27 protein-coding genes are annotated in these 26268 nt (G+C 69.3%); 21 read left to right on the top strand and 6 right to left on the bottom strand.

Features of this window, described 5'->3' with window-relative positions; translation table 11 throughout:
• Positions 1 to 3: 3 nt before the first annotated feature.
• The 3 genes from CK951_RS09700 to miaA form a co-directional block, all read right to left on the bottom strand.
• Positions 4 to 1635, bottom strand: a complete 1632-nt coding sequence (locus CK951_RS09700) for an ABC transporter substrate-binding protein (RefSeq protein WP_096785953.1) — start codon at positions 1633 to 1635, stop codon at positions 4 to 6.
• 106 nt (positions 1636 to 1741) lie between these two features.
• Complete coding sequence (locus tag CK951_RS09695) at positions 1742 to 2536, bottom strand: AraC family transcriptional regulator (protein WP_096785952.1); 795 nt, start codon at positions 2534 to 2536, stop codon at positions 1742 to 1744.
• Between the two features lie 77 nt (positions 2537 to 2613).
• On the bottom strand, positions 2614 to 3489 hold the full coding sequence (gene miaA, locus CK951_RS09690; RefSeq protein ID WP_096785951.1) for a tRNA (adenosine(37)-N6)-dimethylallyltransferase MiaA: 876 nt from the start codon (positions 3487 to 3489) through the stop codon (positions 2614 to 2616).
• A 158-nt stretch (positions 3490 to 3647) separates the two neighbouring features.
• On the opposite strand from miaA, the gene pyrH reads away from it, so the two are divergent.
• From pyrH to CK951_RS09615, 15 genes are all read left to right on the top strand, one after another.
• Positions 3648 to 4388 carry a UMP kinase gene (pyrH, locus tag CK951_RS09685; RefSeq protein ID WP_096785950.1) on the top strand — a complete coding sequence of 247 codons (741 nt, stop codon included), beginning with the start codon at positions 3648 to 3650 and terminating at the stop codon, positions 4386 to 4388.
• Between the two features lie 87 nt (positions 4389 to 4475).
• The gene (frr, locus tag CK951_RS09680; RefSeq protein ID WP_096785949.1) at positions 4476 to 5042 is read left to right on the top strand and encodes a ribosome recycling factor; all 567 of its coding nucleotides are present in this window, start codon (positions 4476 to 4478) and stop codon (positions 5040 to 5042) included.
• Between the two features lie 67 nt (positions 5043 to 5109).
• Positions 5110 to 5853, top strand: coding sequence for a polyprenyl diphosphate synthase (uppS, locus tag CK951_RS09675; protein WP_096785948.1), 744 nt, complete (start codon positions 5110 to 5112; stop codon positions 5851 to 5853).
• Complete coding sequence (locus tag CK951_RS09670) at positions 5850 to 6671, top strand: phosphatidate cytidylyltransferase (protein WP_096785947.1); 822 nt, start codon at positions 5850 to 5852, stop codon at positions 6669 to 6671. Before uppS ends, CK951_RS09670 begins: the two co-directional genes overlap by 4 nt.
• 8 nt (positions 6672 to 6679) lie before the next feature.
• Positions 6680 to 7864: a 1-deoxy-D-xylulose-5-phosphate reductoisomerase gene (gene dxr, locus CK951_RS09665; RefSeq protein ID WP_096785946.1), complete on the top strand. Its 1185-nt coding sequence runs from the start codon at positions 6680 to 6682 to the stop codon at positions 7862 to 7864.
• A 6-nt stretch (positions 7865 to 7870) separates the two neighbouring features.
• Positions 7871 to 9205 carry an RIP metalloprotease RseP gene (rseP, locus tag CK951_RS09660; protein WP_096785945.1) on the top strand — a complete coding sequence of 445 codons (1335 nt, stop codon included), beginning with the start codon at positions 7871 to 7873 and terminating at the stop codon, positions 9203 to 9205.
• Between the two features lie 76 nt (positions 9206 to 9281).
• Positions 9282 to 9419, top strand: a complete 138-nt coding sequence (locus tag CK951_RS09655) for a hypothetical protein (RefSeq protein ID WP_096785944.1) — start codon at positions 9282 to 9284, stop codon at positions 9417 to 9419.
• Positions 9420 to 9512: 93 nt separating this feature from the next.
• Positions 9513 to 11906, top strand: coding sequence for an outer membrane protein assembly factor BamA (gene bamA / locus CK951_RS09650; protein WP_096785943.1), 2394 nt, complete (start codon positions 9513 to 9515; stop codon positions 11904 to 11906).
• Positions 11906 to 12550 carry an OmpH family outer membrane protein gene (locus CK951_RS09645; RefSeq protein WP_096785942.1) on the top strand — a complete coding sequence of 215 codons (645 nt, stop codon included), beginning with the start codon at positions 11906 to 11908 and terminating at the stop codon, positions 12548 to 12550. The genes bamA and CK951_RS09645 overlap by 1 nt, the downstream gene beginning before the upstream one ends.
• An 84-nt stretch (positions 12551 to 12634) precedes the next feature.
• A complete protein-coding gene (fabZ, locus tag CK951_RS09640; RefSeq protein WP_096785941.1) occupies positions 12635 to 13102 on the top strand; it encodes a 3-hydroxyacyl-ACP dehydratase FabZ in 468 nt (155 codons plus the stop codon).
• Between the two features lie 4 nt (positions 13103 to 13106).
• On the top strand, positions 13107 to 13889 hold the full coding sequence (gene lpxA / locus CK951_RS09635; protein WP_096785940.1) for an acyl-ACP--UDP-N-acetylglucosamine O-acyltransferase: 783 nt from the start codon (positions 13107 to 13109) through the stop codon (positions 13887 to 13889).
• Positions 13886 to 14707 carry an LpxI family protein gene (locus tag CK951_RS09630; RefSeq protein WP_096785939.1) on the top strand — a complete coding sequence of 274 codons (822 nt, stop codon included), beginning with the start codon at positions 13886 to 13888 and terminating at the stop codon, positions 14705 to 14707. Before lpxA ends, CK951_RS09630 begins: the two co-directional genes overlap by 4 nt.
• A complete protein-coding gene (gene lpxB, locus CK951_RS09625; RefSeq protein ID WP_096785938.1) occupies positions 14704 to 15852 on the top strand; it encodes a lipid-A-disaccharide synthase in 1149 nt (382 codons plus the stop codon). Before CK951_RS09630 ends, lpxB begins: the two co-directional genes overlap by 4 nt.
• A 31-nt stretch (positions 15853 to 15883) precedes the next feature.
• Positions 15884 to 17695, top strand: coding sequence for an ABC-F family ATP-binding cassette domain-containing protein (locus CK951_RS09620; protein WP_096785937.1), 1812 nt, complete (start codon positions 15884 to 15886; stop codon positions 17693 to 17695).
• 209 nt (positions 17696 to 17904) lie between these two features.
• Positions 17905 to 18507, top strand: coding sequence for an outer membrane protein (locus CK951_RS09615; RefSeq protein ID WP_096787216.1), 603 nt, complete (start codon positions 17905 to 17907; stop codon positions 18505 to 18507).
• A 49-nt stretch (positions 18508 to 18556) separates the two neighbouring features.
• Here CK951_RS09615 and CK951_RS09610 read toward each other — a convergent pair whose 3' ends face one another.
• On the bottom strand, positions 18557 to 19939 hold the full coding sequence (locus tag CK951_RS09610) for a pyridoxal-dependent decarboxylase (RefSeq protein ID WP_096785936.1): 1383 nt from the start codon (positions 19937 to 19939) through the stop codon (positions 18557 to 18559).
• Between the two features lie 115 nt (positions 19940 to 20054).
• Between CK951_RS09610 and CK951_RS09605 the strand changes: the two genes are divergently transcribed.
• A complete protein-coding gene (locus tag CK951_RS09605; RefSeq protein WP_096785935.1) occupies positions 20055 to 20504 on the top strand; it encodes an Lrp/AsnC family transcriptional regulator in 450 nt (149 codons plus the stop codon).
• Positions 20504 to 21109, top strand: a complete 606-nt coding sequence (locus tag CK951_RS09600) for a LysE family translocator (protein WP_096785934.1) — start codon at positions 20504 to 20506, stop codon at positions 21107 to 21109. The genes CK951_RS09605 and CK951_RS09600 overlap by 1 nt, the downstream gene beginning before the upstream one ends.
• Here CK951_RS09600 and CK951_RS21990 read toward each other — a convergent pair.
• Complete coding sequence (locus CK951_RS21990; protein ID WP_332461068.1) at positions 21106 to 21270, bottom strand: hypothetical protein; 165 nt, start codon at positions 21268 to 21270, stop codon at positions 21106 to 21108. The genes CK951_RS09600 and CK951_RS21990 overlap by 4 nt on opposite strands.
• Entirely contained in the window at positions 21271 to 21519 is a 249-nt protein-coding gene (locus CK951_RS21985; RefSeq protein ID WP_332461067.1) for an MmcQ/YjbR family DNA-binding protein, read from the bottom strand. It lies immediately after the preceding gene.
• 170 nt (positions 21520 to 21689) lie between these two features.
• On the opposite strand from CK951_RS21985, the gene cysS reads away from it, so the two are divergent.
• Genes cysS through CK951_RS09575 form a run of 4 tightly spaced genes read left to right on the top strand, consistent with a single transcriptional unit; the run spans position 21690 to position 26267 of the window.
• Positions 21690 to 23150: a cysteine--tRNA ligase gene (cysS, locus tag CK951_RS09590; RefSeq protein WP_096785933.1), complete on the top strand. Its 1461-nt coding sequence runs from the start codon at positions 21690 to 21692 to the stop codon at positions 23148 to 23150.
• Complete coding sequence (gene cimA / locus CK951_RS09585) at positions 23150 to 24787, top strand: citramalate synthase (RefSeq protein ID WP_096785932.1); 1638 nt, start codon at positions 23150 to 23152, stop codon at positions 24785 to 24787. Before cysS ends, cimA begins: the two co-directional genes overlap by 1 nt.
• Positions 24784 to 25503, top strand: coding sequence for a trans-aconitate 2-methyltransferase (locus tag CK951_RS09580; RefSeq protein ID WP_096785931.1), 720 nt, complete (start codon positions 24784 to 24786; stop codon positions 25501 to 25503). Before cimA ends, CK951_RS09580 begins: the two co-directional genes overlap by 4 nt.
• A complete protein-coding gene (locus CK951_RS09575) occupies positions 25500 to 26267 on the top strand; it encodes a squalene/phytoene synthase family protein (RefSeq protein WP_096785930.1) in 768 nt (255 codons plus the stop codon). The genes CK951_RS09580 and CK951_RS09575 overlap by 4 nt, the downstream gene beginning before the upstream one ends.
• The last annotated feature ends 1 nt before the right edge of the window (position 26268 follow it).

Raw genomic sequence — 26268 nt, 5'->3', positions numbered from 1 at the left:
GGCTCAGGCGTCGATCCACCACTTGTAGTGGTGATGCTCGAAGGTCGGATGCGCCTCGCAGCCCTTCACCTTCGGATCGGCATGGCGGAAGATCGAGCGCCAGTAGGGCTGGATCAGCACCCCCTCCTGCTGCAGGATGCGCTGGAGATCGGCCATCAGCACGCGCCGCCTGTCGGGATCGACGATGGCCATGGCCTCGTCCAGCTTCGCGTCGAACTCGGGATTGGCGAAGGCCGTCTCGTTCCACGGCACGCCCGACCTGTAGGCGAGGGCCAGAACCTGAACGCCCAGTGGGCGCATGTTCCATTCGGTGGCCGAGAACGGGAACTTCAGCCAGTCGTTCCAGTAGGTGGCGCCCGGCAGCACGGTCCGGCGGATCTTCACGCCCGCGTCGCGCAGCTGCGCCGCTACCGCATCGCACGAGGCCGCCTGCCACGCATCGTCGAGCGACACGAGTTCGAATTCGTGATCGGCCATGCCCGCCTCGGCCAGCATCTGCCGCGCCTTCTCGCGGTTCACCTCGAGCGGGGGCAGTTCGGCATACTCCGGGTGGATCGGGCAGACGTGGTGGTTCTCGGCCACGCGGCCGTGGCCGGCATAGCCCAGTTCCAGCACCACCGCATTGTCCACCGCAAGCTGAAGCGCCCGGCGCACCCGGACGTCACGATACTCCTCGGACTGCTGGTTGAAGCGGATCGCCAGCGTGGTCGCGGTGCGCGCCTCGGATTTCGTCCAGCCGAGCGCGTCGAGCACCTCGATGAACTCGCCCACCGTCTGGTAGGTGGCATCGATCTCGCCCGATCCCGCCGCCGCGGCCGCGGCCGAGGGATCGGTGCCGAAGTCGATGTATTCGATCCGGTCGAGCCACGGCCCGCCATGGATGCCGGAGCCCCACCACTCGCGGCTCTGGTCGCGCACCAGCACCATGCGGATGCCGACCTCGACCGTCTCGGGCATGTAGGGGCCGGTGCCGATCGGGTTGGCCGCCGGATCGCCATTGTCATAGGATTTGTGAACCACCGCTGCGGGATAGTCGGCGAGGTTCGCAATCAGCGCGATGTCTGGCTGCGACAGTCGCAGCCGCAGCGTCAGCGCGTCGAGGATCTCGATCGCCGCGGGGTCGAGCCTGCCTTCGACCTGAAGCGCGGTCAGTTGCGCGGCCATGGCATTGCCCTCGACAGAGCCGTCGCACCAGCGCTCGAAGTTGTGGCGGACGTCCTCGGAGGTGAAGGGATCGCCATTGCTCCAGGTCACGCCGGGCCGCAGCTTCAGCAGGTATTCCGTGGCATCGTCGTTCGCCTGCCAGCTTTCCAGCAGCATGCCGCGGAAGGTGCCGTCCGGCTGGTATTCCACCAGATACTCCAGCCAGCCGCGGGTGAAATTGGCGATCTGCGACCAGTCTGCGGTGCGCGGATCCTTCAGCGCCCGGGTCTCCATCTCCATCCGCAGGGTGCCGCCGGGTCTTGGCGCGTCCTGCGCGCGGGCTGGCGCGGGTAGACCGATCAGCCCGTAGGCCGCCGTGGCCGTCAGCCCGAGCGCGGTCGCGCGGCTCAGGAACTCGCGCCGGTCCATCCTTCCGCGGCGGACCTCGGCGGCATCCAGCTTCGTCGTCGGGTGAACTGTCTCGCTCGTCATGTCGGTCTCCCTTGTGGTCCGCCGCAGTGCCGGCGCCGACGTCCCTGCGCCGCGCGGGGTCCCGGTTCCGGTCCAACGTCATGCCGTCGGGCGGCGTTCCGCCCGATCACGAGGCGCGCCGGAAGGCCGAGGGCGACTGCCCGGTCAGATGACCGAAGGCGCGGGTGAAATAGGCGGGCGAGGTGAAGCCCAGGCTTTCGGCGATCCGGTTCACCGGCAGGTCGGTCTCGGACAGCAGCCGCCTTGCCTCGAAGATCACCCGGTCGTGCAGCAGCGCCGAGGCCGGCCGCCCGCAGGTCTGCCGGCAGCACCGGCTGAGGTGGGTGGGCGTCACGCCGAGCATTCCGGCGAAATGCGCAACCCCCATGCCGCTGCGGAAGTCGCGCTCCAGCAGCGCGGTGAAGCGCGCGACCAGCCGGCGTGTCGCATCCACCGGTTCGACCGGTCCAAGGCGCGCAGCCTGCCGCTCCAGCCAGACGCTGAGCAGCCCGAGATGGTGCCAGACCGCCCGGTCGCTCGCCGGTGCCCGGCCTTCCAGTTCGCGCGCGATCGTGTCCAGCATCACGTTCAGTTCCTGCTGCACCAGCGCCTCGCGGATGCGCAGATGCTGCGGCTGCGCCGGCAGGGGAAGGTCGCAGCCCTTCGCGAAAAACACGGCCGTTCCAAAGGTTTGCGGGCCGACCTCGAAGCCGTGCATGACACCGGATGGAATGAAGATCGCGTTGTGGGCGGTGTAGCCGCGCGTGATCCCGGCCACGGTGATCCGACCCTGGCCGCGCGTGAACCACAGCAGCAGCGGCTCCGAAACGGAGCGCATCGCCTCGACGCGCCAGCGCCCGCCAGCCGCCAGCCTGGGAATGGCCACGAGCCGCACGGTCGCGGGCGAGGAACTCTCGGACATGGCGCCATCCCGACTGTTGCCCGGACAGATAACCAGCGCCGTGGCCGAGTCCCAAGCCAAAAAAGCGCGGCGGGACGTCAGGGCAGCGGAACCTCGCGCCAGTCCCGCATCCGGTTGCGGAACCAGGTGCGCTGTCGCTTGGCATACTGGCGGCTGGCAAGCTTCGCCGCCGCGATGGCGGTGTCGAGATCCGACTCGCCGCGCAGATGGGCGATCAGCTCGGGCGCCCCGATGGCGCGCGAGGACGGCAGCGCCGGGTCCCAGTCCGCGAGCGCCTGGTGGGCTTCCTCCAGCGCGCCGGCCGCCATCATGGCGTCGAAGCGGCGGTCGATGCGCTCGGCCAGCCAGTCCCGGTCGGGCCGGATCACCAGCGGCACCACCCGGTCGAGCGGCAGGAGCGGCGCCCCCGTTTCGGCCTGCCAGTCGGCCAGTCCGCGACCGGTGGCGCGCAGGACCTCCCAGGCGCGCTGCACCCGGGCCGGGTTCCGCAGGTCGATCCTCGCCGAGGTCGCGGGGTCGAGGTCCTGCACCATGGCGGCAAGACCGGCCTCGGTCAGCCGGGCATCGGCAAGCGCGCGGACTTCCGGCGGCGTATGGGGAATCGTTGCCAGGCCTTCGGTCAGGGCCGAAAAATACAGCCCTGTCCCGCCCACGATCACCGGGCGCAGCCCCTCGGCCAGCACCGCCCTCACATCGGCGAGCCAGTGGCCGACGGAATGGACCTCCTGCCGCCCGACATGGCCATAGAGACGATGGGGAAGCTCCGCCTCCTCGGCCTCGGTCGGACGCGCCGTCAGGACGCGCCAGCAGGAATAGACCTGAAGCGCATCCGCATTGACGATGACGCCGCCCTGCCGCGCCACGATGGCGGCGGCGAGAGCGGATTTCCCCGAGGCGGTCGGACCCGCGATCAGGACGGGGCGGTCGGCAGGAATGTCCGCGATATCTTGCAAGGATTTGCCACTTCTTCTTCATGCGGTCCGCGAGGGTCGCCCGCCGCCTGCGCCGCCCGGTGTCCGCCGGTCACCCCGATCCCGGTTGAACCCTGCGGCGTTTTCCGACATTTTGCGCCGCAGTCAAATCCAATCAACAAGACGGACGGGAAGATCCCATGACCAGCCATGCCGCGCCGGCGAGCACTGCCGTGACCTACAAACGCGTGATGCTCAAGATTTCCGGCGAGGCACTGATGGGGGATCAGGGCTACGGCCTGCACCCGCCGACGGTGCAGCGCATCGCGCAGGAGGTGCAGGCGGTGCACCGCCTCGGCGTCGAGATCTGCATGGTGATCGGCGGCGGCAACATCTTCCGCGGCCTGCAGGGCTCGGCCCAGGGGATGGAGCGCACGACCGCCGACTACATGGGGATGCTGGCGACGGTGATGAACGCGCTCGCCATGCAGGCGGCGCTGGAATCGCTCGGCATCTTCACCCGCGTGATCAGCGCGATCCCGATGGATCAGGTCTGCGAGCCCTACATCCGCCGCCGCGCGGTGCGCCACCTCGAGAAGAAGCGGGTGTGTATATTCGCCGCAGGCACCGGCAACCCCTATTTCACCACCGATACCGCGGCCACGCTGCGCGCCAACGAGATGGCCTGCCAGGCGATCTTCAAGGGCACCAAGGTCGATGGCGTCTATGACAAGGATCCACGCAGGTTTGACGACGCGAAGCGTTATGAAACCGTGACCTACGACGAGGTCCTGCAGAAGCATCTGGGGGTCATGGATGCCTCGGCCATCGCGCTCGCGCGGGACAACGACCTGCCCATCATCGTCTTCTCGCTTGACGAGCCGGGCGGCTTCTGCGGCATCCTGCGCGGCGAAGGCACATATACCCGCGTGCACGGCTGAACCCATCCCCCGAGCCTATACCCATGGCGCGGCTCTGCTGCTATAGAGCGGCAGAACCGCCCGCGCGGAACGTGAAGGAACAGAACCATGTCGCAACAAGATCTCGAGATCGACCTCGACGCGCTCGAGCGTCGCATGGATGGCGCGATGCATGCGCTGCGCACCGAATTCGGTTCGCTGCGCACGGGACGCGCCTCGGCCTCCATCCTCGAGCCGATCCATGTGGACGCCTATGGCCAGCAGACGCCGCTGAACCAGCTGGGCACGATCAACGTGCCCGAGCCGCGCATGGTGGTGATCAACGTCTGGGACAAGGGCATGATCTCGAAGGTGGAGCGTGCGATCCGCGACAGCGGCATCGGCATCAACCCGGTCGTGGACGGGCCGATCATCCGCCTGCCGATCCCCGAACTGAACGAGGAACGCCGCAGGGAGCTGACCAAGGTCGCCGCCCATTACGCCGAGGCCGCGCGTGTCGCGATCCGCAACATCCGCCGCGACGGGATGGACCAGATCAAGAAGGCCAAGGCCGCCGGCATGGCCGAGGACGACCAGAAGATGTGGTCGGACGAGGTTCAGGAACTCACCGACAAGGCCATTGCGGCCGTCGACCGGGCTCTGGAAGAAAAGCAGAAGGAAATCATGCAGGTGTGATCCTGTCCTGATGTTCCGTCCCACCCGTTTCAGCCAGTCCGACCACCCTAGCCAGAAGGGAAAAGCCTTGGCCCTGACCGAGCCGCGAGAGGCGGATCCTTCCCAGCGACGTGCCGATCATGTCGCCATCATCATGGACGGCAACGGACGCTGGGCCATGAACCGGGGCTGGCCGCGACTGGTCGGGCACCGCCGCGGTGCCGAACGGGTGCGAGAGATCGTGCAGGCCTCGCCGGACCTCGGCATCCGCTGGCTGACGGTCTATGCCTTCTCGACCGAGAACTGGAAGCGCTCGACCGAGGAAGTGCTGGGCCTGATGTCGATCTTCGCGCGCTATATCGAGCGCGAGGCCGACCGGCTGGCCAAGGAAGGCGTGCGGATGCGCTTCATCGGCGACCGGTCGCGGCTGGACGCCAAGCTTCAGCGGCTGATGGCGGGGATCGAGGCGCGGACGCAGTTCAACCAGCGCCTCAACCTGACGGTCGCGATCAACTATGGCGGCCGCGACGAGCTGGTGCGCGCCGCGAACCGGATGTGCCGGGACGTGGCCGAGGGCCGGCTGAAGCCCGAGGATGCCGACGAGGCCGCGCTGACCGCCCGGCTCGACACCGCAGGCATGCCCGACCCGGATCTGGTGATCCGCACGAGCGGCGAGACGCGGACCTCGAACTTCCTGTCGTGGCAGTCGGCCTATTCGGAATACGAGTTCACGCCGACGCTCTGGCCCGATTTCACCGCGCGCGAACTGGAGACCATCATCGAGCGCTTCGCCTCGCGCGAGCGTCGCTTCGGCGGGGTGCTGCGCGCATGAGCCGGCCCGAGAAGCCGAAGGGGCGGTGGGGCGACCTGCGCCGCCGGATGATCTCGGCGGCGATCATGCTGGCGGTCGGCGGGGTCGAGGTCTGGCTGGGCGGCGTGCCCTTCGCGCTCATGGTGATCGCGCTCACCGGGCTGATGATGTGGGAACTGGCGCGGATGACGGCGCCGGCGCGGCCCCTGGCCAACATCCTGCTCGGCCTTCTGGCCTCGGGCGTGCTGATGGGGGTGCTGGGCCTCGTCTTTCAGGGCGACATGCCGCTGGCGCTGATCGGCTTGGTGGTGCCGCCTGCCGTGGGGCTGATCGGGGCGCGGCGCGACCGGCGGATCTTCTTCACCTATGCCACCGCGCTGATGGCGGCCGGTGCGGCGCTGGTCACGCTGCGCGAGGAGGGCGGGTCGGCGGCGATCGTCTGGCTGATCCTCGTCGTCGTGGCGTCGGACGTGCTGGGCTACTTCGCCGGCCGCAGCCTTGGCGGGCCGAAGTTCTGGCCGGCGGTCAGCCCGAACAAGACCTGGTCCGGCACCGTCGCCGGCTGGCTGGGTGCGGCAATTGTGGGTCTTGGATTCTCCATTATGGCGGGTGCAGGCTGGGGCCTCATCATCCTGTCGCCGGTGATCGCGCTGGCAGGACAACTCGGGGACATCGTCGAGAGCTGGATCAAGCGGCGCTCCGGGGTCAAGGACAGCTCCTCGCTGATCCCCGGCCACGGCGGCGTGCTCGACCGGTTCGACGCGCTGACCGGGGCGGTGCTTGCCGTGCTGGTTCTCGGACTGCTCGGCCCGCTTCCGCTGCCGGAAATGGGGAACTGAACGGCATCATGCGCAGCCTGTCGATCTTCGGGGCCACCGGCTCCATCGGCGAATCCACCTTTGATCTCGTCCTGCAGAAGGGTGGGCCGGACACGTTCCGGACCGTCGCCCTCACCGGGGGCAGGAACGTCAAGCGGCTGGCCGAGATGGCGCGCGCGCTGAAGGCCGAACTGGCCGTGACGGCGCATGAGGAGTGCCTGCCCGACCTGCGCGAGGCGCTGGCGGGCTCGGGGACAGAGGTGGCAGGCGGGACGCAGGCCATTGCCGAGGCTGCCGACCGGCCGGCCGACTGGACCATGTCCGCCATCGTGGGCGCCGCGGGCCTCGTGCCCGGGATGCGGGCGCTGAAGCACGGCCGGACGCTCGCGCTGGCCAACAAGGAAAGCCTCGTGACCGCGGGCCAGCTGCTGATGCGGACGGCCGAGGAGAACGGCGCCACGATCCTGCCGGTCGACAGCGAGCATTCGGCGGTGTTTCAGGCGCTCGCGGGCGAGGACACGACCTGCGTCGAGCGGGTGATCATCACCGCCTCGGGCGGGCCGTTCCGCGACTGGACGCTCGAGCAGATCCGGGGCTGCACCGTGGCGCAGGCCATGGCGCATCCGAACTGGTCGATGGGCCAGCGGATCTCGATCGACTCGGCTTCGATGTTCAACAAGGCGCTGGAGCTGATCGAGACGCGCGAGTTCTTCGGCTTCGACCCCGACCGGATCGAGGCGGTCGTGCATCCGCAATCCATCGTCCATGCGCTGGTGGGCTTCTGCGACGGCGGGATCATGGCGCACCTCGGCCCCGCCGACATGCGCCACGCGATCGGCTTCGCGCTGAACTGGCCGGGCCGTGGCGAGGTGCCGGTGGCGCGTCTCGACCTCGCGCAGATTGCAAGCCTCACCTTCCAGAAGCCTGACGAGGAACGCTTTCCCGCCCTGCGCCTCGCACGAGAGGTCATGGCGGCGCGCGGGCTGTCGGGTGCGGCCTTCAACGCGGCCAAGGAAATCGCGCTTGATCATTTCATCGCGGGCCAGATCGGGTTCCTCGACATGGCGGCCGTTGTGGAAGAGGCGCTGGCACGGGTTTCGACCGACGCCTCGTTCGGAAAAGTGCCCGGCGCCCTTGAGGAAGTGCTGGCGATGGACCATCTCGCTCGGAAAGCGGCGAATGATGCCGCGGGTCTCCGCCAGCAGAAAAGGTAGCAGCTCTTGGACATTGTCGGTCTCGTTCCCCAGTTCGGCGGGGCAGTCTGGACGATTCTCGCCTTCATCGTCGCGCTTTCCATCGTGGTCGCCGTCCATGAATACGGCCATTACATCGTCGGCCGCTGGTCGGGCATCCATGCCGAGGTGTTCTCGCTCGGCATGGGGCCGGTGATCGCCTCGCGCGTCGACAGGCGCGGCACGCGCTGGCAGATCGCGGTGCTGCCCTTCGGCGGCTACGTGCGGTTCCTCGGCGATGCCGACGCGGCCTCGAGCCGGGCTGCCGTGACGGTCCACCAGCTGAACGAGCAGGAGCGCGCCCGCACCATGCATGGCGCGCCGCTCTGGGCACGCTCGGCCACGGTGGCCGCGGGGCCGCTGTTCAACTTCGCGCTGTCGATCCTCGTGTTCTGTGGCTTCTTCATGGTCAGCGGCGTGGCGACGGATCTGCCGCTCGTCGGGCAGGTGAAGCAGCTGCCCTTCGAGGGGCAGACGCTGGAGCCGGGCGACCGTATCCTCTCGGTCAACGGGCAGGAGACGCCGACGCTGGAGAGCTTCGTGACGGTGGCGAGCGCGCTTGAACCCGCGGCCTCGGCCGCCTACCGCGTCGAGCGCGACGGCAGGCAGATCGACCTGACCGGCCCGTTCCCGTTCCCGCCGGTGGCCGATTCCGTGCAGGCGCCGTCCGGCGCGCATGAGGCCGGGATGCGCGAGGGCGACGTGGTGCTGTCGGTCGACGGCAGGGCCATCGCCTCGTTCGGCGAGCTGCGCGAGGCGGTCGGCGCCTCGAACGGCGCCCCGGTCAAGCTGTCGGTCTGGCGCGACGGCGAGACGTTCGAGGCCACGCTGTCGCCGCGCCGGATGGACCTGCCGCGGGCCGACGGCGGCTTCGAGACGCGCTGGCTGATCGGCCTGTCGGGTGGCCTGCTGTTCGAGCCCGAGACCCGCACGCCCGGACCGATCGAGGCCATCGGCCTCGGGATCGAGCAGACCGGCGCCATCATCGGCACCAGCCTTTCGGGGCTCTGGCACATGATCACCGGGGCGATCTCGTCCTGCAACCTGCAGGGCCCCATCGGCATCGCCGAGATCTCCGGAGCGGCGGCGTCCCAGGGAGCGGGCAACTTCATCTGGTTCATCGCCATGCTCTCGACAGCGGTGGGGCTGATGAACCTGTTTCCGGTGCCGATCCTCGACGGCGGCCATCTGCTGTTCCACGCCTACGAGGCGGTGGCGGGCAGGCCGCCCAGCGACCGGGCGCTGCGCATCCTGATGACCGGCGGCCTTGCGCTGCTGCTTGCGCTGATGGTCTTCGCGGTCTCGAACGACATCCTGTGCTGACATGGCCGGGGTGCCGCAATGGCGCCACATTCCTCTGCCAAGCGGGGCCGAAAACCGGCTCGGCGGAGGATACCCGATGAACAGCGTCAGAAACGGCACCCGCGGTCTCGTCTATCTGGTCAATCTGAACCGCGACCTGCTGCTGTCGCTCGGCTCGGTCGCGCTGGCGCTTTCCGCGGCCGCAGTGCTTGTGCATGTCCTGCACCCGCACTGAGGTCATGCGGCATCACCTGCAGGGCAGGATGCTTGCAAGGGGCTTGCGGTTTTGACAAAACCGCATGTGTCCGGTAGGCAGGACACAAAGAAAATGACCGAGGGCAGGCGAATGGCGAGGAACCGGGCGAAGATCGGGCGCGACCGTGGAGTGATCAGGCCGGCCGCGGTGTCGGTCTTCCTGGGGGTTGCCGGGGTGGCGATGGCTCCGCCGGCGCTGGCGCAGAACTACTCGTTCTCCGATGTCCGCATCGAGGGCAACACGCGGGTCGATGCCGCCACCGTGCTGGGCTATGCCCGCATCAGCCGTGGGCAGCCGATGTCGGCGGGCGAACTGAACGAGGCCTATCAGCGGCTGGCCGACTCCGGTCTCTTCGAGACCGTCGAGGTGGTGCCGCAGGGCGGAACCCTCGTGATCCGGGTGCAGGAATTCCCGACGATCAACGTCATCAACTTCGAGGGCAATGCCCGCATCAAGGACGACAAGCTCGCCGAGCTGATCCAGTCCCAGTCGCGCCGCGCCTACAACCCCTCGCTGGCCGAGTCGGATGCCGCTGCCATCACCGAGGCCTATCGGGTGCAGGGCCGCATCGCCGCCACCGTCACGCCGAAGATCATCCGCCGTTCGGGCAACCGGGTCGACCTGGTGTTCGATATCGCCGAGGGCAAGGTGGTCGAGATCGAGCGGCTGTCCTTCGTCGGCAACCGCGCCTATTCCGACCGCCGCCTGCGCCAGGTGCTGGAAACCAAGCAGGCGGGCCTTCTGCGCAGCGTCATCGCCTCGGACACCTTCATCGCCGAGCGGGTGGAGCTGGACAAGCAGCTGCTGCGCGACTTCTACCTCTCGCGCGGCTTCGTCGATTTCCAGGTCCTCGACGCCACGGCCGAGGTGACGCGCGAGCGTGACGCCTTCTTCCTGACCTTCACCGTGCAGGAGGGCCAGAGCTACAGCTTCGGCCAGATCACGGCCGCCAGCGAGATCGAGGGCGTGGACGCCGCCGACTTCCAGAGCGCGCTTCGCATCCGTCGCGGCGTGGCCTATTCGCCCTCCATCGTCGAGAACAACATCGCCCGGCTCGAGGCGCTTGCGCTGCAGAAGGGCCTGAACTTCGTCCGGGTCGAGCCGCGCATCACCCGCAACGAGCGCAACCAGACGCTGGACGTGCAGTTCGCCCTTGTCCGCGGCGAGCGCATCTTCGTCGAGCGCATCGACATCGAGGGCAACACCACCACGCTCGACGAGGTCGTGCGCCGGCAGTTCCGCACCGTCGAAGGCGACCCCTTCAACCCGCGCGAGGTGCGCCAGTCGGCCGAGCGCATCCGCGCGCTCGGCTATTTCTCGAATGCCGACGTGAACACCGAGCCGGGCTCGGCCCCCGATCAGGTCGTGGTCAACGTCGATGTGGAAGAGCAGCCGACCGGCTCGCTGACCTTCGGCGTGAGCTACGGCGTCAGTTCGGGCGTGGGCTTCAACATCGGCTTCTCCGAGCAGAACTTCCTTGGCCGCGGGCAGGCGCTTGGCGTCGACATCGGCGCCGGCACCGACAACGTCAGCAGCCAGATCAACTTCGTCGAGCCCGCCTTCCTGGGCCGCGACCTGCGGTTCCGCTTCAACACCTACTACCGCGAGACCGACAACCAGTATTCGCGCTATGACACGCGCAACATCGGCATCTCGCCCTCGATCGAATTCCCGATCAGCGAGAACGGCCGGCTGGAGCTGCGCTATACGCTGTCGGAGGACAAGATCTCCAACGTGGACGGCGGGCCGAACGACGACGACGATGACGACGACATCTCGTCGATCATCCTCATCGACGAGGAGGCGCGCGGCGCGCTTCTCACCTCGTCGGTCGGCTACAGCTATTCGCTCGACACCAACCGCGGGCAGATGAACCCGACGGGCCGCAACCTGCTGCGCTTCAGCCAGGATTTCGCCGGCGTCGGCGGCGATGTGGAATACATCTCGACCACGGCGCTCGCCATGCACGAGCGCAAGGTCTGGCACGAGGAGATCACGGTGCGCGCCGTCGTCGAGGGCGGCGCGATCAGCATGATCAGCGACGACCCGAGCCGCGTGACCGACCGCTTCTTCGCCAACAACAAGATCCGCGGCTTCGAGCCGAACGGCATCGGCCCGCGCGACCTGTCGGTGAGCAACGAGGACGCGCTTGGCGGCAACTACTTCGCCGTGGCGCGGTTCGAGGCCGAATTCCCGCTCGGCCTGCCCGAGGAATACGGGTTCACCGGCGGCGTCTTCCTCGATACGGGCTCGGTCTGGAGCCTCGACCAGATCGATGGCGGCACCAACAGCCAGGACGGGGAAGATCTGGTCGATGACGACTTCCACCTGCGCTCGGCGGTCGGTGTCTCGGTGTTCTGGACGACCCCGATCGGGCCGCTGCGCTTCAACTTCGCCAAGGCTGTGCAGAAGCAGGACTACGACGAGGAGCAGTTCTTCGACCTGACGATCTCGACGAAGTTCTGATGCAGCCCGTCGCGGCAGCGGCATTGGCGCTTGCGCTGGTCCTGCCGGCCGCGGCGAGGGCGCAGAACGTGGTGCCGACCCAGCCGTCCGGCGTGGTCGTGATCGATCAGGGGCGGCTGATCTCGGACACGGCGCTGGGGCAGGGGGTGGAACGTCGGTTCCAGTCCGCCTCGCGCAGCCTCGTGGCCGAGAACCGCCGGATCGAGGCCGCGCTGGAGGCCGAGGAGCGCGCGCTGACCGCGCGGCGCAGCACCCTGCAGGCCGACAGCTTTCGCGATCTGGCCGCGGAATTCGACCGCAAGGTCGAGGGGATCCGGCAGGCACAGGAGGCGAAATCGCGCGCGCTGACCCGCCAGCGCGACGAGGAGCGCCAGCGCATCGTCGAACGCGCCGTGCCGATTCTCGCGCAGATCATGGAGGAACGCTCCGCCTCGGTGCTGATCGACCGCGCCGCCGTGGTGCTGTCGCGCGATGCCGCCGACATCACCGAAGAGGCCATCGCGCGCCTCGACCGGCTGGCCGCCGAGGCCGAACCGCCCGGCTCCGGCCCGGAGGCCGCTCCTCCGGCGCCCGCGGCCGATCCCGCTCCGCCTCCGGCCCCGGGGCCGGACACCGAGCCGCAGCCCCCCGGCTCCGCTCCCTGACCCTGCGGCTTGCCCGCGTGCCCGTGCCTTGCTAGCAAGGGCCGGGGCCACCGGCCGCTCCACCCTCCGCCAAGGAACCCCGCCATGACCGAAGTTGCCGAAGCGACGCTGTCCGCCGACATCCAGCTGATCCAGCGCATCATCCCGCACCGCTACCCCTTCCTGCTGGTGGACAAGGTGCGCGACATCGTCCCGAACCAGCGCGCCGTGGGCATCAAATGCGTCACGATGAACGAGCCGCAGTTCACGGGGCACTTTCCCGGCATGCCGATCTTTCCGGGCGTGCAGATCATCGAGGCGCTGGCCCAGACCGCGGCCGTTCTGGTGGGCGTGTCGCTCGACCTCGCAGACAAGGGCGCCAAGGTCTATTTCATGGGGATCGACGCGGCCAAGTTCCGCCGCAAGGTCGTGCCGGGCGACGTGCTCGAGATGACGGTCACCGTCAAGCGCGGCGGCGGCAAGGTCTGGAAGTTCGAGGGCCGCGCCGAGGTCGAGGGCGAGCTGGCGGCCGAGGCGGAATTCACCGCCATGATGGACATGCCGAAGGTCTGACGGGATGGCCGAGATCCACCCCTCCGCCATCGTCGAGCCGGGCGCCGTGATCGGCGAGGGCTGCAGCATCGGCCCCTTTGCCGTCATCGGCCCCGAGGTGACGCTGGGGCCGGGCGTCGTGGTGAAAAGCCACGCCGTCGTGACCGGCTGGACCGAGGTGGGCGAGGGCACGGTGATCTTCCCCTTCGCCGTGGTGGGCGAGGTGCCGCAGGACCTGAAATACAAGGGCGAGCGCACGCGGCTGTTCGTCGGTGCGCGCTGCCGCATCCGCGAAGGGGCGACGCTGAACTGCGGGACCGAGGGCGGCGGCGGCGTGACCCGCGTCGGGGACGACTGCCTGCTGATGACCGGCGCCCACGTCGGCCATGACGCGACGCTGGGCAACCGGGTCATCCTTGCCAATCAGGCCGCCATTGCCGGGCACTGCTGGCTGGGCGACGACGTGATCGTCGGTGGGCTTTCCGGCGTGCACCAATGGGTGCGCGTTGGGCGCGGCGCGATCATCGGCGCGGTGACCATGGTGACGAACGACGTGCTGCCGCATGGCCTCGTGCAGGCGCCGCGTGGGGAACTGGACGGGCTGAACCTTGTCGGGCTGAAGCGCCGCGGGGTCAGCCGGGCGGAGATCACGGCGCTGCGCGCGGCCTATCAGATGCTGGCGCAGGGCGAGGGCACGTTCCTTGACCGGGCGCGCCGGCTTGCCGATGAAACCGACAGCCCGCATGTGCGCGAGATGACGGATTTCATCCTCTCCGCCACCGACCGCTCCTTCCTGACGCCGCGATGACCGTGGCCTCCACCGCCCTCATCGTCGGGTCGGGCGCGCTGCCGCGCCATCTGGCCGAGGCGTTGCGCCGGAAGGGCGAGACGCCGGTGGTGGCGGCACTCGAGGGCTTTCCGCCCGAGGGCCTGGTGCCGGACCTTTGCTTCCGCATCGAGCGGCTGGTGCCCTTCCTGCGCGAGCTGGAACGGTCGGGCGTGTCGCGGGTGGCCTTTGCCGGTGCCGTCAGCCGGCCGCGTCTCGATCCCTCGCTATTCGATCCGCTGACCGCGCAGATGGTGCCGCGCCTGATCGCCGCCATGCAGGGGGGCGACGATGCGACCCTGCGTGCGGTGATCGGCCTGTTCGAGGAAGCGGGCTTTGCCGTCGCGGGCGTGGCCGACCTTGCGCCCGAACTTGTCCCGGGGGCAGAGACGCTGTGCGGCGCCCCGACCGAGGCCGACGTGCGCGACGTGGCCCGCGCGGCCGCGATCGTCGAGGCGCTCGGCCGGGTCGATGTCGGGCAGGGTGCGGTGGTGGCGCAGGGGCTCTGCCTCGCGGTCGAAGCCCTGCCGGGAACGGATGCGATGCTCGACTGGGTGGCCGAGACGGCAAGGCGGCCCGATCCGCGTGGCGCGAAGGGGGTGCTCTACAAGGCACCGAAGCCGGGTCAGGACCGCAGGATCGACCTGCCGACGCTCGGCCCGGCGACTGTGCGGCGCGTGGCTGCGGCGGGCCTTGCCGGCATCGCCTGGGAGGCCGGCGGCGTGATCCTGCTCGACCGGGCGGCCATGCTGGCGGAGGCCGGCGCGGCGGGCCTTTTCCTGTGGGCGAGAGAGCCATGACCTTCTTTCTCATCGCGGGCGAACCCTCGGGCGACCGGCTGGGCGGGGCGCTGATGGCGGGGTTGAAGGAACTGGCGCCCGGATCGTCCTTCCGGGGCATCGGCGGCCCCGAGATGCAGGGGCAGGGCTTGCAGAGCCTGTTCCCGATGGAGGAACTCTCGGTCATGGGCATCGCCGAGGTGCTGCCCCGCTACCTTCACCTAAAGCGCCGCATCCGCGAGGCCGCCGACGCCTGCGTGGCGTCGGGCGCCGAGGCGCTGGTCACCATCGACAGCCCGGATTTCGGCCTGCGCGTGGCCGCGCTCGTCAGGCGTGCGAAGCCCTCGATCCGCACCATCCACTATGTCGCCCCCTCGGTCTGGGCGTGGCGGCCGGGGCGGGCAGCGAAGATGGCACGCTACATCGATCACGTGCTGGCGCTTCTGCCGTTCGAGCCGCCCTACATGACGGCCGCCGGGATGACCTGCGATTTCGTCGGCCATCCGGTGGTGGCCGAGCCGCTGGCAACCCCGGCCGAGGCCACCGCCCTGCGCGAGCGGGTGGCGACGCAGCCGGTGATGCTGGTGCTGCCCGGCTCGCGCCGGTCCGAGGTGACGCGGCTGGCGCCGGTCTTCGGGGCGGTCCTCGCCAAGATCCGCCACCGCCATCCCGGCCTGACCGTGCTGGTGCCGACCGTTCCCCATGTCGCGGATCTGGTGCGCGAAAAGGTGGCCGACTGGCCGGTCCATCCGCTGATCATCGAGGAGGCCGAGCGCAAGCGCGCGGCCTTTGCCGCGGCGGATGTCGCGCTGGCAGCCTCGGGGACGGTGTCGCTGGAGCTTGCAGCCAATGCGGTGCCCATGGTGATCGCCTATGACATGAACCCCTTGTCGATGTGGCTGATCTCGCGGCTGGCGCGGATCGACACGGTGACGCTGGTGAACCTCGTCTCGGACAGCCGCGCGGTGCCGGAATTCCTCGGGCCGCGCTGCAAGGCGGACCTGATCGCGCCGGCGCTGCTGTCGCTGCTCGAGGACCGCGAGCAGCGCACCGCACAACTGGCCGCGATGGAGCTGACGATGGAGCGGCTGGGCCGCGGTGGCGAGGCGCCGGGTCTCAGGGCGGCGCGCTCGGTTCTCGAGGCGATCGCGCGCCCGGGTCGTTGACGCCGCGCGGCCGCCCCTGTAGCGGACGGGCATGGCACGCGCACCCCTTCTCCAGCTTTCCGGCATCTCCCTCACCTTCGGCGGCGATCCCGTCTTTGATGACCTCGACCTCGTCGTGCAGGCGCAGGACCGGGTGGCCCTTGTCGGCCGCAACGGCTCGGGCAAGTCCACGCTGCTGAAAGTCATGGCGGGGCTGGTGGAGCCCGACCGCGGCGAGCGGGTGGTGCCGGCGGGCACCTCGGTCGGCTACATGGAGCAGGACCCGACGATGGAGGGCTTCGCCACGCTTGGCGACTATGCCGCGTCCGGCCTCGCGCATGGCGAGGAATACCGCGTGGAGATGGCGGCCGAGGGGCTGAAGTTCCGCCCCGAGACGCCGGTCGCCACTGCCTCGGGTGGCGAGCGGCGCCGGGCCGCGCTGGCGAAGCTCATGGCCGAGGCGCCGGACCTGATGCTGCTCGACGAGCCGACCAACCACCTCGACATCCAGGCGATCCAGTGGCTGGAGGCACAGCTGGCCGAGACGCGGGCGGCCTTCGTGCTGATCAGCCACGACCGCGCCTTCCTGCGCGCCCTGTCCCGCGCGACGCTCTGGATCGACCGCGGGCAGGTGCGCCGCCGAGAGGCGGGTTTCGAGGGCTTCGAGGACTGGCGCGAGCAGGTCTGGGCCGAGGAGGATGACCAGCGCCACAAGCTCGACCGCCGGATCAAGGCCGAGGCGCGGTGGGCGGTCGAGGGCATCTCGGCGCGCCGCAAGCGCAACCAGGGCCGCCTGCGCGCGCTGGCCGCGATGCGCGAGGAGCGCCGCAGCCAGATCCGCCGGCAGGGCACGGCGGCGCTGGAACTGGAAGCCGGACCCGTGTCGGGCAAGAAGGTGATCGAGGCGAAGGGCATCTCCAAGTCCTTCGACGGCCAGCCGATCGTCAGGGACTTCTCGCTGCGCGTCCTTCGCGGCGACCGGGTGGCCTTCGTCGGGCCGAACGGGGTAGGCAAGACCACGCTTCTGAAGCTGCTCACCGGGGAACTGGCGCCGGACGAGGGAAGTGTCACGCTGGGGACCAGCCTTCAGGTCGCGGTCTTCGACCAGACGCGGGCGCAGCTCGACCCCGACGCGAGCCTCTGGGACAGCCTGACTTCGGATCCCGCGATGCGCGTCTCGGGCCAGCAGGACCAGGTGATGGTGCGGGGCCAGCCGCGGCATGTGGTGGGCTACCTCAAGGACTTCCTGTTTGACGAACGGCAGGCGCGGGCGCCGGTGCGCTCGCTGTCGGGCGGCGAGAAGGCGCGCCTGCTGCTGGCGCGGATCATGGCGCGCGAGTCGAACCTGCTGATCCTCGACGAGCCGACCAACGATCTCGACGTCGAGACGCTGGATCTCTTGCAGGACATCCTTGGCGATTACGAGGGGACGGTGCTGCTGGTCAGCCACGACCGCGACTTCATCGACCGGGTGGCGACCACCACGGTCGCGCTGGAGGGGAAGGGCCGGGCGACGGTCTATGCCGGCGGCTGGACCGATCATCTGGCGCAGCGGGGCGAGGCGGCTCCCGAGGCCGCGACGCCCCGGGCCGAGCCTGCAAAGCCCGCTTCGCGGGCCGAGCCGAAGAAGCCGGCCGAGGGGCTGACCTTCACCGAGCGCAAGCGGCTCGATGCGCTGCCCGCCATCATTGAACGGCTCGAGGCCGAGATCGCGAAGCTGACCGAATTTCTCTCGGCCGAGGATCTCTTCGCGCGGGAGCCCGTCAAGTTCCGCAAGGCCACCGAGGCCATCGCCGAGCGGCAGGCGCAACTGGCCGAGGCCGAGGAAGAATGGCTCATGCTGGAGGAAAAGGCCGGCGGCTGATTGCCGATTTGCGCGTTCATCCTGCGCCAGAATCCGCCCAAGGCGACTCGCCTCGATCACCTCGATGTGAGAGACGCTGGCTTTGCAAAGGCCCTGTCCATACCAAAGTCCCACGGGGCGGCCCATACGGCAGCGGACCCCGTCAACGACAGAACCCGGCGGGACCGATGGAAGCAGTGCGGGCGCCGGAAGCTTGATTGGAGACAGAGATGAAACGGATTGCAGCGCTTGTGCTCGGCAGCCTTCTGGCTGCCCCCGCCTTCGCCGGCGGCCCGATGGAAGTCCCGGTCGAACCGGTGATCGAGCCGGCGCCGGTCGTCGTCGCGCCCACCATCGACTGGACCGGCTTCTATGCCGGTGGCCAGCTCGGCTATGGTGACATCGGTGCCGATGGCGCTCCCGTCGACCTCGATGGCGACGGCTGGATCGGCGGCCTTCATGCCGGATACCGCCACGATTTCGGCAGTGCCGTGATCGGTGCGGAAGCGGCCTACGACTGGGCGTCGATCGATTTCGGCGACGAAGGCAATGGCGAGCTTGACGACGTGATGCGTCTGAAGCTGCTCGCCGGCGGCAAGATCGGCCGCGGCCTGCTTTATGCTTCCGCCGGTGCCGCCTGGGCCGACGCGAGCGCGCTTGGCGAAGACCTGAGCGACAACGGCTACTTCTATGGCGCCGGCTACGACTATCTGGTGAACGACAACTGGATCGTCGGCGCCGAGATCCTGCAGCACGAGTTCGACGACTTTGACGACTCGAACATCGACATCGATGCCACGACCGTGCAGGCCCGGGTCTCCTACCGCTTCTGAGATCCTGCCACAGAGACGGACGGGGGCGCGGGATGACCGCGCCCCTTCTTCATGTCCGGATCAGCTCCGCGACGACCCTGGGGATCATCGCCACATCCTCGGCCGTGCAGTCGAATTGTCCGACCTGCACGCGGATCAGGCTGCGGCCCTCGTGCCGCGTCGGGCTGAGGAAGATCCGCCCGTCCGCCTCGATCCGCTTCAGCAGGGCCTCGGTCGCCGCATCATCCCCGGCCGCGAAGGTGAAGAGCGACAGCGACGGCCCGGTGACCACTTCGCATCCCGGAATGTCCGCAATGGCCCGCGCGGCTTCCGCAGCCCAGGCGACGTGATTGCGGATGCGCGCGCGCAGCCCGTCAAGCCCGTAGGCGCGCAGCAGGAACCAGAGCTTCAGCGCACGGAAGCGGCGGCCGAGCGGCACGGTCCAGGCGTTGTAGTCCGGCACGCCGCCCTCGGCCGTGACCAGATATGCGGGGTTCAGGCCCAGCGTGCGCACCTGCGGGCCGGGGTCGGCCAGGAACTGCACCGCGCAGTCGAACTGTGCGCCCAGCCACTTGTGCGGATTGAACACGATGCTGTCGGCTGCCTCGACCCCTTGCCAAAGCGGTCGGAACTCGGGGCAGATCATCGCCGAACCGGCCCAGGCCGCGTCGACATGGGTCATCAGGTCATGCGCGCGCGCCACCGCGATGCAGTCGCCGATCCGGTCGAACGCCCCGATGGAGGTGCCGCCCGCGCAAAGGATGACGCCGGCCGGCACGAAACCGGCGGCCTTGTCCGCCGCGATGGCCCCGGCCAGCGCGCCCGGCCGCATGGCATGGTCATGGTCGGTCGGCACCTTCACCAGGTTCTCCTGCCCGATGCCCGCGATGCGCACCGCCTTGTCGACCGAGGAATGGGTCTCGGCGCTGGCATACAGCCTCAGCCGCGGCTGCCCTGAAAGACCCTGCTCCACGCCTGCCCAGTCCAGCGCGCGCTCGCGCATCGTCAGCACGGCTGAAAGGGTCGCCGTCGTTGCGCTGTCGTGGATGGTGCCGGTGAAGCCCGGGGGCAGTCCCAGTGCCTCGCGCAGCCAGCGCATCATTGCCATCTCGATCTCGGTGGCGGCGGGCGAGGTCTGCCACAGCATCGCCTGGCAGGCCATGGCATTGACCAGCTGTTCGGCCAGCATCGAGGCCGGCGCGGCATTGGCGGGGAAATAGGCAAAGAAGCGCGGGTGCTGCCAGTGGGTCATCGCGTCTGGGACGATCCGCTCGAAGTCCTCGAAGATCCGCTCCATCGGCTCGGGCGCCTCCGGGGCGGTCTCGGGCAGGGCGGCGGCCACCGTGCCGGGCTGCACCGGCGGGCGCACCGGCCGCTGCCGAAGCCCTGCATGATAATCTGCCGCCCAGTCGGCCGCGCGTTTCGACCAGTGGCGGAGTTCGTCGTGGTTCATGTCCGGCTCCTTTCGCGGGCCGAGCCTAGCCGCCCGTCTCGAACGAGACAATGGACAGGCGGCCAGGATGCTGCTACCGATGATTTGATGGTATATGGTGATTGTAAACGGCAGTATGACGGCTTTGGACGAGATAGACAGGAAGATCATCGGACTTCTCGCCGATGATGCCCGGCAGCCGCTGACCGAGGTGGCCGCCCGGGTCGGGCTGTCGACCTCGGCAGTGAATGATCGGGTCCGCCGTCTGGTGGCACAGGGGGTCATCCGTCGCTTCACGCTGGACGCGTCGCCCGAGGCGCTGGGTCTGCCGGTACTCGCGCTGATCTGGGTCGCTGTCCGGCACGCGCAGGAGCCGGCCTTCCGCGCCTTCGCGGCCCACCATCCGGGCATCACCGAATGCCACCACGTCACCGGCCCGTGGTCCTACCTCGTCCACTTCCGCGCGCCGGGGCTCGAAGGCGTCGAGTCCTTCCTGACCGAGATGAAGGATCAGGGCTTCCTCGAACGCTCCGAGACCATGCTGGCGCTGTCCTCGATCCGTTCCGCTCCTCTGGTGCCGAGATGATGCTGTTCCTCAAGTCCTGCCTCATGGGTCTCGCCATTGCCGCGCCGCTCGGCCCGATCGGGGCGCTTTGCATCCAGCGGACGCTGTCGCACGGCTTTCGCGCGGGCGTGGCCGGCGGCCTGGGCACGGCGCTGGCGGATGCAAGCTATGCCGCGGCGGCCGCCGCCGGATTTGCCGCCTTCGCCGCGGCGCTGGACCGGATCGCCCTGCCGCTCGGCCTGCTGGGGGGCGCCTTCCTGATCTGGCTCGGGGTGCAGGGCCTGCGCCGCCGCGCCGAGGCCGAACCCGCGGCGGTCGCGCCCCGCGGCCTCTGGTCGACGCTGGCCACGACCTTCCTGCTGACGCTTGCGAACCCCGCCACGATCCTGTCCTTCGCCGCGATCTTCGCCGGGCTCGGTCTGGCGCGCGAGGCCGATCCCGCCGCCGCGGCGCTGGTGGTCGCGGGGGTCTTCGCGGGGTCGATGCTGTGGTGGGTGGTGCTGGCGGGCGGGGTCGCGCTGGCGCACCGGAAGCTGCCGCCGGCCTTCGCGCTCTGGGTCTCGCGCGCCTCAGGCGCCCTGATGCTGGGTTTCGGTCTCTGGGCCATCGCGGTGGCGCTGACCTAGGGCGCCTCGGGACCCTGCCCGTCCATGTGGCACGGCAACGCGGCGCGGACCTTCCGCGGCAGCGCGTCCCGGATCAGCCGGAACGAGACCTCGATCCGGTGACGAACCTCGTCCATGTCGGCCGCGGGGCCGAACGGCAGCAGCACCCAGCTTCGGTGCATCTAGGGTGCGCGTTCGGCCCGGCCGGTCTCGACCAGCAGCGCGGCCGTCTCGGGATCGGGGCACTTCACGGTCACGCCGCGGTCCAGCGCGCCGATCAGCGCGAAGATCCGGCCGCCGATCTTCCACGCATCGTGCCGCTCGTCCCAGGGATGGTCGAGCGTGGCGCCGGGCAGGGCGGCGCAGATCCGGTTGGTGGCGGCGCGGTCCATGGTGCGAGCCTCGCGCGGATGCGACGCCCTGTCCAGCACCGCGGCTTGCCTGAGGGTGCGCCGGATGCTATCCGGGCGGCATGACGAGCATCTGCACCATTACCGGCTGCATCATTCCCTGCTGACATGCGTCGCGGGCTGCTCTTTTCCGTTCCCTCCAAGGTCGTGATGTGAGAAAGCCCGCGGGCGAGGCCGCCTTGCGAGGACCCATGACCACGATCCGCCTGACCAACACGAGGACCCGCCGCAAGGAGGTCTTCACGCCGATCGACCCCAAGAACGTGCGGCTCTATGTCTGCGGGCCGACGGTCTACGACCGGGCGCATCTGGGCAACGGACGGCCGGTGGTGGTGTTCGACGTGCTGTTCCGGCTGCTCCGCCACGTCTACGGGCCGGAGCACGTGACCTACGTGCGCAACTTCACCGACGTGGACGACAAGATCAACGCGGCGGCGCAGGCGCGGAAGGCCGCGGGCGATCCGCGCAGCCTCGAGGAGCTGATCCGCGAGCGCACCGACGAGACCATCGGCTGGTATCACACCGACATGGATGCGCTCGGCGCGCTGCGCCCGACGAAGGAGCCGCGCGCGACCGAATGGATCGGCGCGATGATCGCGATGATCGAGGACCTGATCGCCAAGGGCCACGCTTACGAGCGCGAGGGGCACGTTCTCTTCCGCGTCCGCTCCTACAAGGAGTATGGCGCGCTCTCAGGCCGGTCGGTCGACGACATGATCGCGGGGGCGCGCGTCGAGGTGGCGCCCTTCAAGGAAGACCCGATGGACTTCGTGCTCTGGAAGCCGTCGGATGCCGAACTTCCGGGCTGGGACTCGCCTTGGGGCCGCGGCCGCCCCGGCTGGCACATCGAATGCTCGGCCATGTCGCACGAGCTGCTGGGCGCCTCCTTCGACATTCACGCCGGCGGCATCGACCTCCAGTTCCCCCACCACGAGAACGAGATCGCGCAATCCCGCTGCGCCCACCCCGAGGGCAGCTTCGCCAATTACTGGCTGCACAACGAGATGCTGCAGGTCGAGGGGAAGAAGATGTCGAAGTCGCTCGGCAACTTCTTCACCGTGCGCGACCTGCTGGACCAGGGCTATCCGGGTGAGGTTATCCGGATGGTCTACCTCGGCACGCACTACGGTAAGCCGATGGACTGGACCGACGATAAAGCGCGACAGGCGAAGCAGGAGTTGAGGCGGTGGCGGAAGTACGCTCTCGACGTCGAGGCTGGCGAGCCGCATCCCGAGGTCGTCGATGCCCTCTCGGACGATCTGAACACTCACCAGGCGCTGACGGAACTGAGGGTCATCTTCACGCGACTGATGACCCTGAAGGTCGATCTCGAGCAGCAGTGCGGAGCTGTCCATTGGGCATCCCGCGACGACTACCGCAGCGCGGCCGCCCGCTTCCTGGGCTCCTGCCGGCTTCTTGGCCTTCTCCAGGATGGCATGGGACACTGGTCGGACATTGAAGCCCAGAATTCGGAGCGGATCGAACAGTTACTTCTTGAGCGGGCCGCTGCGCGCAAGGCCCGTGATTTCGCGCGCTCTGACGCCGTTCGGGATGGGCTCGTGGCAGCTGGGGTTGTCGTCAAGGATACGCCGCAAGGCGCCGAGTGGGAGTTCGGGACCGACTTCGACGCGGCGAAACTCTGGAGCATCTGATGGCCGAGGCAAGATTGAAAGAACGCCTCTACCTCTACGACACCACGCTGCGCGACGGGCAGCAGACGCAGGGCGTGCAGTTCTCGACGCTTGAGAAGCGGCAGATCGCGCGGGCGCTGGACGATCTCGGCGTCGATTACATCGAGGGCGGCTGGCCGGGGGCCAATCCGACCGACAGCGAGTTCTTCGCCAACGCTCCCGAGACGCGGGCACGGCTTGCGGCCTTCGGGATGACGAAGCGCGCCGGGCGCTCGGCCGAGAATGACGACGTGCTGGCGGCGGTGCTGGATGCCGGCACCGGCACAGTCTGCCTGGTTGGCAAGGCGCACGAGTTCCACGTCATCACCGCCCTCGGGGTGACGCTGGAGGAAAACCTCGCGTCGATCCGCGCCTCGGTGGCCCATGTCGTCGCCAGGGGGCGCGAGGCCATCCTCGATGCCGAGCATTTCTTCGACGGCTACCGCGCCAATCCGGCCTATGCGCTCGACTGCCTGAAGGTGGCGCTGGAGGCCGGGGCGCGCTGGGTCGTGCTCTGCGACACCAACGGCGGCACGTTGCCGGCGGAGGTCGGCCGGATCGTGGCCGAGGTGATCGCGGCGGGCATCCCGGGCGACCGGCTCGGCATCCACACCCACGACGACACCGGCACGGCGGTGGCGGCGACGCTCGCCGCGGTCGATGCGGGGGCGCGGCAGGTGCAGGGCACACTCAACGGTTTGGGTGAGCGCTGCGGCAACGCGAACCTCACCGCGCTGATCCCCACCTTCCTGCTGAAGGAGCCCTATGCCAGCCGGTTCGAGACCGGGATCACGCCCGAGGCGCTGACCGGCATGGTGCGCACCAGCCGAATGCTCGACGACATCCTGAACCGGGTGCCGCGCCGCGCCTCGGCCTATGTCGGCGCCTCGGCCTTCGCGCACAAGGCGGGGCTGCATGCGTCCGCGATCCTGAAGGACCCCTCGACCTACGAGCACATCGACCCGGCGTTGGTGGGCAACGTCCGGGTCATCCCGATGTCGAACCAGGCAGGCCAGTCGAACCTGCGCGCCCGCCTTGCCGCGGCCGGGATCGAGGTCGCTCCCGGCGATCCGCGGCTCTCGCGCATCCTCGACGAGATCAAGGCGCGCGAGGATCAGGGCTATGCCTATGACTCCGCGCAGGCGAGCTTCGAACTCGTCGCGCGGCGGGTGCTGGGGCTGATGCCCAGCTTCTTCGAGGTCAAGCGCTACCGTGTCACCGTCGAGCGCCGGCGGGTCGGCGACGGGATCATGACGCTCTCCGAGGCGGTGGTCGTCGTGCTGATCGACGGGCAGCGGGTGCTGTCGGTCTCGGAAAGCCTCGACGAGGCGGGAACCGAGCGCGGGCCGGTGAACGCCCTGTCGAAGGCGCTGGCCAAGGATCTCGGCCGCTGGCAGTCGGTGATCGCGGACCTCCGGCTGGTCGACTTCAAGGTGCGGATCACGCAAGGTGGCGTCGACGCCGTGACCCGTGTCATCATCGACAGCGAGGACGGGCAGGGCCGGCGCTGGTCCACGGTCGGCGTCTCGCCGAACATAGTGGATGCCTCGTTCGAGGCGCTGCTCGATGCGGTCAACTGGAAGCTCGTGCGCGACGCGCGGCCGGAGGGATGCCCATGACGCCGGAGGAGGCCTTCTTCACCCTGCATTCGGACCTCCTCCGCGAGGGGCCGGGGGACGATCAAAGCCTGGGCTGGGCGCTGTCGCAGGCGCGGCCTCCGCGTGACGGGCGGGTGCTCGACGCGGGCTGCGGGCCGGGGGTGGATGTCGAGGGGCTGCTTGCCGCGGTGCCGGAGGGGCAGGTGGTGGCGATGGACCAGCACCGGCCCTACATCGACGAACTGGCGGCGCGGCTGGACGTCGATGCCCGGCTGCTGGCGGTCACCGGCGACATGATGCAGCCCGAGGGGATGTTCGACCTGATCTGGTGCGCGGGCGCCATCTACCATGTCGGCGTGACCGAGGCGCTGCGGCGCTGGCGGCCGCACCTGAAGCCCGGCGGCCGCGTGGCGTTCTCCGAAATCGCCTGGCGGGTGGACAATCCGCCGCTCGAGGCGCGCGACTTCTGGCAGTCCTATCCCGCCATGACCGACCGCGAGGGCGTCGTGGCGCGGGTCGAGGCCGCCGGCTGGCGGGTGCTCGCCGACCGCTGGCTGCCCGAAGCTGGCTGGGCCGCCTATTACGAGCCGCTGGCCGCCCGCATCGCCCATCTTCGCGCCGAGGCGCTGCCCGCGCTGGCCGATGTCCTGACGCAAGCCGAGGCGGAGATCTCGCTCTGGCGCCGGCATGGCGACAGCTACGGCTATCTGCAGGTCGTGGCGGAGCCCGCGGCGTGAGCCTTCAGGCCTGCGCCGCGCTGGTCGAGCGCGGAGACCCCGACCGCTTCGCCGCAACAATGGCCGCGCCAGTGGCGGCGCGGGCTCGGGTGTTCCCGCTCTATGCCTTCAACCTTGAAGTGGCGCGGGCGCCCTGGGTCACGCAGGAGCCGATGATCGCCGAGATGCGGCTGCAGTTCTGGCGCGATGTGGTGGCCGAGGCCGCCGATGGCCGGAGCCGCGCGCATGAGGTGGCGGGCCCGCTTGCGCAGGTGATCCGCGAGGCAGGGCTTCCGGTCGGGCTTCTCGACGCCCTGATCGCGGCGCGACGCTGGGACATCTGGCGCGAGCCCTTTGCCGACGGGGACGAGTTCGATCGCCACCTCGACGCGACGGCGGGCGGGCTGATGTGGGCGGCGGCGCTGGCGCTGGGGGCGTCGCCCCACGCCGAGCGCGCGGTGCGCGACATCGGCTGGGCGGCAGGGCTTGCGTCGTGGCTCCGCGCGGTGCCGGAGCTTGAGGCGCGGGGGCGTCAGCCGTTGCGGGACAGCAGCCCCGAGGCGGTGGCGGCCCTTGCGCGCGAGGGGCTTGCGCGGCTGAAGCGCGGGCGGGCAGGGCGGCTGTCGCCCGACGCGCGTCCCGCGCTGCTGCCGGCATGGCAGGCCGAGCCGCTCCTGCGCCTCGCCTTGGCCGAGCCGCGGCGCGTCGCGGAGGGACGGCTGGACCTTTCGGAGTTCAGCCGCCGCTGGCGCCTTCTGCGGTCGGCGCTGACCGGGCGGGTCTGAG

The organism is Rhodobacter sp. CZR27 (assembly GCF_002407205.1).
Taxonomy (GTDB): Bacteria; Pseudomonadota; Alphaproteobacteria; order Rhodobacterales; family Rhodobacteraceae; genus Cereibacter_A.
The sequence above is the reverse complement of the archived record's forward strand: the minus strand, read 5'-3'. Positions and strand labels throughout refer to the sequence as shown.

Bases quoted from the DNA above. Each gene is read 5' to 3' on its own strand.
- CK951_RS09700 (WP_096785953.1), bottom strand. From the start codon at position 1,635: ATGACGAGCGAGACAGTTCACCCGACGACGAAGCTGGATGCCGCCGAG.
- CK951_RS09695 (WP_096785952.1), bottom strand. From the start codon at position 2,536: ATGTCCGAGAGTTCCTCGCCCGCGACCGTGCGGCTCGTGGCCATTCCC.
- pyrH (WP_096785950.1), top strand. From the start codon at position 3,648: ATGACCAGCCATGCCGCGCCGGCGAGCACTGCCGTGACCTACAAACGC.
- frr (WP_096785949.1), top strand. From the start codon at position 4,476: ATGTCGCAACAAGATCTCGAGATCGACCTCGACGCGCTCGAGCGTCGC.
- CK951_RS09670 (WP_096785947.1), top strand. From the start codon at position 5,850: ATGAGCCGGCCCGAGAAGCCGAAGGGGCGGTGGGGCGACCTGCGCCGC.
- dxr (WP_096785946.1), top strand. From the start codon at position 6,680: ATGCGCAGCCTGTCGATCTTCGGGGCCACCGGCTCCATCGGCGAATCC.
- CK951_RS09655 (WP_096785944.1), top strand. From the start codon at position 9,282: ATGAACAGCGTCAGAAACGGCACCCGCGGTCTCGTCTATCTGGTCAAT.
- bamA (WP_096785943.1), top strand. From the start codon at position 9,513: ATGACCGAGGGCAGGCGAATGGCGAGGAACCGGGCGAAGATCGGGCGC.
- CK951_RS09645 (WP_096785942.1), top strand. From the start codon at position 11,906: ATGCAGCCCGTCGCGGCAGCGGCATTGGCGCTTGCGCTGGTCCTGCCG.
- fabZ (WP_096785941.1), top strand. From the start codon at position 12,635: ATGACCGAAGTTGCCGAAGCGACGCTGTCCGCCGACATCCAGCTGATC.
- lpxA (WP_096785940.1), top strand. From the start codon at position 13,107: ATGGCCGAGATCCACCCCTCCGCCATCGTCGAGCCGGGCGCCGTGATC.
- CK951_RS09630 (WP_096785939.1), top strand. From the start codon at position 13,886: ATGACCGTGGCCTCCACCGCCCTCATCGTCGGGTCGGGCGCGCTGCCG.
- lpxB (WP_096785938.1), top strand. From the start codon at position 14,704: ATGACCTTCTTTCTCATCGCGGGCGAACCCTCGGGCGACCGGCTGGGC.
- CK951_RS09620 (WP_096785937.1), top strand. From the start codon at position 15,884: ATGGCACGCGCACCCCTTCTCCAGCTTTCCGGCATCTCCCTCACCTTC.
- CK951_RS09615 (WP_096787216.1), top strand. From the start codon at position 17,905: ATGAAACGGATTGCAGCGCTTGTGCTCGGCAGCCTTCTGGCTGCCCCC.
- CK951_RS09610 (WP_096785936.1), bottom strand. From the start codon at position 19,939: ATGAACCACGACGAACTCCGCCACTGGTCGAAACGCGCGGCCGACTGG.
- CK951_RS09605 (WP_096785935.1), top strand. From the start codon at position 20,055: ATGACGGCTTTGGACGAGATAGACAGGAAGATCATCGGACTTCTCGCC.
- CK951_RS09600 (WP_096785934.1), top strand. From the start codon at position 20,504: ATGCTGTTCCTCAAGTCCTGCCTCATGGGTCTCGCCATTGCCGCGCCG.
- CK951_RS21990 (WP_332461068.1), bottom strand. From the start codon at position 21,270: ATGCACCGAAGCTGGGTGCTGCTGCCGTTCGGCCCCGCGGCCGACATG.
- cysS (WP_096785933.1), top strand. From the start codon at position 21,690: ATGACCACGATCCGCCTGACCAACACGAGGACCCGCCGCAAGGAGGTC.
- cimA (WP_096785932.1), top strand. From the start codon at position 23,150: ATGGCCGAGGCAAGATTGAAAGAACGCCTCTACCTCTACGACACCACG.
- CK951_RS09580 (WP_096785931.1), top strand. From the start codon at position 24,784: ATGACGCCGGAGGAGGCCTTCTTCACCCTGCATTCGGACCTCCTCCGC.